The following is a 7,627-nucleotide window of genomic DNA, read 5'->3' as shown; positions in this document are numbered from 1 at the left end:
TCGGCGGCCTGCCCGAGCCCGAACGCCGCAGACTCGTCCTGGACCTCGTACTGGATCAGGTCGCCGAGGTGCTCGACCTCGGCACCGCCGCCGACGTACAACCCGACCGCGCCATCCGCGAGCTGGGACTGCGCTCACTGACCGCCGTACAACTGCTGCTGCGGCTCAGCCGGATCACCGGCGTCAAGCTGCCGACGACGGCCATCTACGACTACCCGACCGCGCGGGCTCTGGCGGATCTGCTGGTCGACGCGGCCGACGGGAAGCACGTCGCCGTGGCCGACGACGAGGAGCCCCTGAGGCGCGCGGACGACGACGATCCGATCGCGGTGGTCGGCATGGGCTGCCGCTACCCGGGCGGGGTGACCACGCCCGATGAACTGTGGCGGGTCATCGCCGAGGAGCGCGACGCGATCTCGGCGTTCCCCGAGGACCGCGGTTGGGACCTCGCCGCGCTCGCCGACCAGGCGGGGCCGGCGGCCAGCTGCACCCGGCACGGTGGATTCCTCGACGACGTGGCCCTGTTCGACGCGGGGTTCTTCGGTATCAGCCCGCGTGAGGCGCAGCTGATGGACCCGCAGCAGCGCTTGCTGCTCGAGACCTCGTGGGAAGCGCTGGAGCGTGCGGGCGTCGAGCCCGGCTCGTGGCGCGGCGGCAAGGTCGGCGTCTTCGTCGGCGCCAACGCCCAGTCGTACTCATCGCTGCTCGCGGGCGTCCCCGAGGGCAGCGACGGCCACGCGCTGACCGGTCGCCTGTCCAGCGTCCTGTCCGGGCGGATCGCCTATGTGCTGGGCCTGGAAGGGCCGGCGGTCACGGTGGACACTGCGTGCTCCTCCTCGCTGGTCGCCATCCACCAGGCGGTACGGTCGCTGCGCTCGGGGGAGTCCACGATGGCCCTCGCGGGCGGCGTGACCGTGATGCCGACGCCGGAACTGTTCATCGACTTCACCAAGCAGGGCGGCCTCTCCCCCGACGGCCGCAGCCGCTCCTACGCCAAGGCAGCCGAGGGCCTGGGCTGGTCCGAGGGCGTCGGCGTGCTGCTGCTCGAACGCCTCTCCGACGCGCGGCGCAACGGACACGAGGTACTGGCGCTGCTGCCCGGCACCGCGACCAACCAGGACGGCGCATCCAACGGCCTTACCGCGCCGAGCGGCGCTGCCCAGCAGCGCGTGGTGTGGCAGGCGCTGGCCGACGCGGGTCTGCGGCCCACTGATGTGGACGCGGTCGAGGGCCACGGCACCGGCACCAAACTGGGCGACCCGATCGAGGCACAGGCGCTGCTGGCCTCGTACGGACAGGACCGCGACCGGCCGCTGTGGCTGGGCTCGCTGAAGTCCAACCTCGGCCACACGCAGGCCGCGGCGGGAGTCGGCGGCGTCATGAAGATGGTGCTGGCGCTGCGGCACGGGCTGTTGCCGAAGACCCTGCACGTGGACGCGCCCTCGCCGCACGTGGACTGGGTGTCCGGCGCGGTGGAGCTGCTGACCGAGGCCAGGGAGTGGCCGCGTACCGACCGGCCGCGTCGGGCGGGTGTGTCGTCGTTCGGCGTGAGCGGCACCAACGCCCACGTGATCGTCCAGGAAGCGCCCGCGGTCGACGTCCCGCCGGTCGAAGCCCCCCAGGCCGAGGACGAGTCGAGGCGGACCGCGGCAGTTCCGGTGCCGTGGCTGCTGTCCGCGCGCACCGAGGCCGCGCTGCGCGCCCAGGCCGCCCAGCTGCGTACCTTCGCCGCCGCAGACTCCGCGCTGTCGCCCGCCGACGTGGGGCTGACGCTGGCAGCCCACCGCACGGCGTTCGACCACCGGGCGGCCGTGGTGGGCCGGGACCGTACCGCATTGCTGGCCGGCCTCGACGTGCTCGCCGTGGGCGGCGCCGACCCGGCCGTCGTGCGCGGAAGCGCAGGGGCCGACGGCCGCGTGGTGTTCGTGTTCGCGGGGCAGGGCGGCCAGTGGCTCGGCATGGGCGTCGAACTGCTGGACACCCAGCCGGTGTTCGCCGAGCGGATGGCCGAGTGTGAACGCGCCCTGGCCCCGTACCTGGACTGGTCGGTCATCGATGTGCTGCGCGGCGCCGAGGGCGCGCCGCCGCTGAGCCGCGTGGACGTGGTGCAGCCGGTGCTGTTCGCGCTGATGGTGTCGCTGTCCGCGGTTTGGCGCGCGCACGGCGTGGTGCCGTCGGCCGTGGTCGGCCACTCGCAGGGCGAGATCGCGGCCGCCTGTGTCGCGGGCGCGCTGACCCTGGAGGACGCGGCGAAGATCGTCGCACTGCGCGCGAAAGCCGTGGTCGGCCTTCCGGGCCGCTGCGGCATGGGCTTCGTGTCCGCGCCCGCGGCCGACGTCGAGAAGATGCTGGAGCGCTGGCCCGGACAGCTCGGTGTGGCCGCGGTCAACAGCCCGCGGTCGCTGGTGGTCGCGGGCGACCGCGAAGCACTGGAGGAACTGCTCGACCTGTGCGACGACGAGGGCCTGCGCGCGGGCCGCGTCGCCGCCGACTACGCGTCGCACTCCCCGCAGGTGGAAGCGGTCCGCGAGCGGCTGCTCGCCGAGCTGAAGGGCATCAGGGCCGGCGACAGCGAGGTTCCGCTGTACTCCACGGTGACCGCTGACTGGGTCGAGGGGAGCGAGCTGGACGCCCGCTACTGGTACCGCAACCTGCGCGAGCCGGTGCGCTTCGCCGACGCCGTACGGGGTCTGCTGTCCGAGGGCCACCGCGGGTTCGTTGAGGTGAGCCCGCACCCCGTGCTGACCGTCGCCATGCAGCAGACCGCCGAGGCCGAGGGCCTGGAGCTGCGTGTCGCCGCGACCCTGCGCCGGGACGAGAGCGACCAGCAGCGGTTCATCACGTCACTGGCCGAGGTGGCCGCCGCAGGTGTGCCGGTCGACTGGCGGCCGGTGTTCGACGCGGCCGGCGCGCGGCCGGTCGAGCTGCCCACGTACGCATTCCAACGGGAGCGCTACTGGCTCGCTCCCGGGGCGGCGGGCGCGGGTGACCTCGCCGCCGTCGGCCTGGTCGCGGGCGGACACCCGCTGGCGGGCGCCGAGGTCGAACTGCCCGATGACGGCGGCCTCGTGCTGTCCGGCCGCATCACCCCCGAAGCGCACCCGTGGCTGGCCGACCACGCCGTGCTGGGCACGGTCGTCGTGCCTGGCACGGCGGTGCTGGAGCTGGTGGCCCACGCGGGAGCCCGGGTGGGCTGTGGCCTGATCGATGAACTGACACTCGCCGCGCCGATCGGCGTTCCCGCCGACGGGCTCACCCTGCGAGTGACCGTGCGCGGTGCCGATGAGTCCGGGCGGTGCGCGGTCACCGTGCACTCGCTCGCCGACGGTGGCTGGACCCCGCACGCGTCGGGCCTGCTGGCCCCGGCCGAGCCGGCCGGCGCCGTCGAAGGGCAGTGGCCGCCCTCCGGGGCGCAACCCGTGTCGCTGGACGGGGTCTACGACCGGTTCGCCGGACGCGGGTTCGGCTACGGCCCCGCTTTCCGCGGCCTGCGGGCGCTGTGGCGCCGCGAAGACGAGACATTCGCCGAGGTCGCGCTGCCCGAGACCGTCGACGCGGCGGACTTCGCCGTGCACCCGGCGCTGCTCGACGCCGCCACCCAAGCAGTGCTGGCCGCCGACCCCGACAACTCCCCGGTGCTGCTGCCGTTCTCGTGGACCGGGGTGACGGTGCGTCCGAGCGCCGCCCGTGTGCTGCGGGTGCGCGCCGAGCGCGTCACCGATGACGAGGTACGGCTCACCGCGACCGACACCGAGGGCATACCCGTCGTGGAGCTGACCGCGCTGCGGCTGCGGCCCGCGTCGGTCGACCAGCTGCGCGCCGCGATGGCCGCGGGCACGCGGGATTCGCTGTTCCGCGTGGAGTGGGTGGCCGCCGAGCCCGTCGCCGCCGTGCACTGTGCCGTGGTGGGTTCGGACGCCGTGGGCTTCGACGCACCCCTGCACCGCACACTCGCCGGCATCACATCCGTTCCGGACCTGGTGCTCGCGCCGGTGGTGGCTGGTGCCGGCATGGTCGCCGACACCCACCGCGTGACCGCCGAGGTGCTGGGCCTGCTGCGGGAGTGGCTCGCCGACGAGCGGTTCGCCGCCGCCCGACTCGCCGTGGTGACGCGCGGTGCCGTCGCGGTAGGGCCCGGAGAGGCGCCCGACCCGGCCGCCGCCGCGGTATGGGGCCTGGTGCGGTCCGCCCAGACCGAGCACCCCGACCGCTTCCTGCTCATCGACACCGATGGCGCGGCCGAGTCGCTGCGCGCCGTGCCCACCGTGGGCGACGAGCCGCAGTCCGCACTCCGCGAGGGGGTACTGTCCGTCGCGCGGCTGGCCCGGGTGGCCGACGACACGCTGCGCCCGCCCGCCGGTGCGGACGCGTGGCGGGTCGAAGTGGTGCGGCCCGGGACCATCGACGGCATCGAGGCCGTCGCCGCGCCTGCCGCCTCCGCTCCGCTCGCACCCGGCCAGATACGCATCGCCGTCCGCGCGGCGGGCCTGAACTTCCGCGACGTGCTGTGCGCGCTGGACATGTACCCGGACGAGGTCGACGCCATCGGCTCCGAGGCCGCGGGTACCGTGCTCGAGCTCGGTGCGGACGTGACCGACCTGGCCGTGGGCGACCGCGTACTCGGCATGGTGCCGGGCGGGTTCGGACCGCTGGCCGTGGTGGACCGCCGCCTCGTCGTGCCGGTCCCCGAGGGCTGGTCGTGGGTGGAGGCCGCAGCGCTGCCGTCGGCGTTCGCCACCGCCCGCTACGCACTGGTCGACCTCGCGGACGTACGGCCCGGCGACCGCGTGCTCGTGCACGCCGCCACCGGCGGCGTCGGTCTGGCTGCGGTCCGGCTCGCCCGCCTGCTCGGCGCGGAGGTGTTCGGCACGGCGAGCCCGGCCAAGCACGGTGTGCTGCGCGCCGCGGGCCTGGACGACGACCACATCGCCTCGTCGCGGACCACCGAGTTCGCCGAGCGGTTCCCGGCTGTGGACGTGGTGCTCAACTCGCTGGCGGGCGAGTTCACCGACGCCTCCCTCGACTTGCTCGCCGAGGGCGGCCGGTTCATCGAGCTGGGCAAGACCGACCGCCGTGACCCCACGGCCCTGCCCGGCATCACCTACCGCGCGTTCGATCTGATGGAAGCGGGTCCCGAGTGCATCCAGGGCCTGCTGGGCGAGGTCGTCGCCCAGGTCGCAGCGGGCGAAGTGAGCGGCTTGCCCACCCGTACCTGGCCGCTGGCCGATGCTCGCGCCGCGCTGCGGTTCATGGCGCAGGCACGGCACACCGGCAAGATCGTGCTCACTGTCGCCCCCTACGCCGACGGCACGGTGCTGCTCACCGGCGCGGGCGTGCTGGGCGGCCTGCTGGCCCGGCACCTGGTCACCGAGCACGGCGCCCGGCACTTGCTGCTGGCCAGTCGTCGGGGTGCCGAAGCGCCAGGTGCTGCCGAACTGGTCTCGGAGCTGGCCGAGTTGGGTGCCACCGCTCGGTTCGCTCAGTGCGACGTCACCGATCGGGCCGCCGTCGACGCGCTCCTGGCAGGCTTGCCCACCGAGCGCCCGCTGACCGCAGTGGTGCACACCGCAGGCGCACTCGACGACGGCGTGGTGACCGCGCTGACCGCCGACCGGTTGCCCGCCGTACTGCGCCCGAAGGCCGACGCCGTATGGCATCTGCACGAGGCGACCCGCGACCGGGGCCTGGCCGCGTTCGTACTGTTCTCCTCCGTGGCGGGCACCCTCGGCACGCCGGCCCAGGCCAACTACGCCGCTGCGAACGCCTTCCTGGACGCACTCGCCCAGCGACGCCGCACCGAAGGGCTGCCTGCGACCTCGCTCGCGTGGGGCCTGTGGGCGGACTCCACCGGCCTGACCGGGCACCTCGACGCCGCCGACGTGGCGCGGGCCGGCCGGGGCGGCATCGCCGCGATGGCGGCGGCCGAGGGCCTGGCCCTGTTCGACGCGGCCACCCGAACCGGGGACGCCGTGACCGTCACCGCGCGCCTCGACCTCGCCGCGCTGCGCGCGGGGACGGCGCCCCGTCTGCTGCGCGGCCTGACCGGCGCCTCGGCGGTGCCGGTCGCTTCGGCCGCGCGGCCCGTCGACGACGGTGCCGCTCTGGTCGCGCGGATCGCAGCGCTGCCCGCGAGCGAGCGTGCGCACACGCTGCTCGACGTCGTCCGTGGTCACGTCGCCGATGTGCTCGGATACGCCGGTCCGGGCGCGGTGGACTTCGCGCGCGGGTTCAAGGAGTTGGGTTTCGACTCGCTGACCGCCGTCGAGCTGCGCAACCGGCTCGGCGCGGCCACCGGGCTGCGCCTGGCGACCACGCTGATCTTCGACCACCCGACGCCGATGGCGCTCGCCGACCACCTCCTCGGCTCCCTCATGCCGAGCGGGTCGGACGGCGCCGCCGCCGACCGGCTCATCGCCGACCTGGCCCGGATGGAGGGAGCGCTCGCGGCGCTGCCCGCCGACGGCGCCGACCGTACGCGCGTCGCGGCGCACCTGCGCGAGCTGGCCGCCCGTTGGGACGCTGCCGCGTCCGGCGAAGGACCCGACGCTGCGGCGCTGGACGCCGTCACCGCAGATGAGTTGTTCGACCTGATCGACCGAGGGATCGCATGACCGAGCAGTCCGACAGGCCCGGGGGCACGCCGAAGACCGACGAGGCGAAGCTGCTCAGCTATCTCAAGCAGGTCACGGGAGATCTGCAGACCGCCCGGCGCAAGCTGCGGGAGGTCGAGAACCGCGACCGGGAGCCCGTCGCGATCGTCGGCATGGCCTGCCGCTACCCCGGTGGCGTCACCGCGCCCGAGGACCTGTGGGATCTGATCGCGAACGAGACCGACGCGGTCTCGGCGTTCCCGGCCGACCGTGGCTGGGACATGGAGTCGGTCTACGACCCGGACCCGGACCGGCCGGGCACGTCGTACGCCCGTGAGGGTGGCTTCCTCACCGACGCCACCGCGTTCGACGCGGGGTTCTTCCGGGTCAGCCCCCGCGAGGCGCTGGCGATGGACCCGCAGCAGCGGCTCGTACTGGAGACCGCGTGGGAGGCACTGGAGCGCGCCGGGATCGACCCGGACGGCCTGCGCGGGAGCGCGACCAGCGTGTTCGTCGGATTCAGCAGTGAGGACTACTCCGACATCGCGGGTGCGTCGGGCACCGAGCTGGAGGGCTATGTCGTCACCGGCACCTCGCCCAGCGTGCTGTCCGGCCGACTCGCCTACACCCTCGGCCTGGAGGGTCCCGCCGTATCAATCGACACGGCGTGCTCGTCGTCGCTGGTGGCGCTGCACCTCGCGGTGAGGTCGCTGCGGTCCGGCGAGTCCACGATGGCGCTCGCGGGCGGCGCGACCGTGCTCTCCACCCCGGCCGTGTTCACCGAGTACAGCCGCCAGCGTGCGCTGGCCGCCGATGGCCGCTGCAAGGCGTTCGCCGAGGCTGCCGACGGGTTCGGCTTCGGCGAGGGCGTCGGCCTGCTGGTGCTGGAACGGCTGTCGGACGCGCGCCGCAACGGCCACCGGGTGCTGGCGCTGGTGCGCGGCAGTGCGGTCAATCAGGACGGTGCTTCCCATGGTCTGACGGCTCCGAGTGGACCGTCCCAGCAGCGGGTTGTCGGTCGTGCGTTGGCTGACGCG

The 7,627-nt window shown here is 74.2% G+C and carries 1 protein-coding gene and 1 pseudogene; both read left to right on the top strand.

Annotated elements, in window-relative coordinates; translation table 11 throughout:
• Positions 1 to 35: 35 nt before the first annotated feature.
• Positions 36 to 6,611: pseudogene (locus PJ985_RS13915) on the top strand (SDR family NAD(P)-dependent oxidoreductase); the annotation flags it as partial.
• On the top strand, positions 6,608 to 7,627 hold a 1,020-nt coding region (locus PJ985_RS13910; RefSeq protein ID WP_271684051.1), incomplete at its 3' end, for a beta-ketoacyl synthase N-terminal-like domain-containing protein. The pseudogene PJ985_RS13915 and the gene PJ985_RS13910, both read left to right, overlap by 4 nt.

It is taken from the genome of Streptomyces sp. ACA25, from assembly GCF_028200735.1.
Classification (GTDB): domain Bacteria; phylum Actinomycetota; class Actinomycetes; order Streptomycetales; family Streptomycetaceae; genus Streptomyces.
The sequence above is the reverse complement of the archived record's forward strand: the minus strand, read 5'-3'. Positions and strand labels throughout refer to the sequence as shown.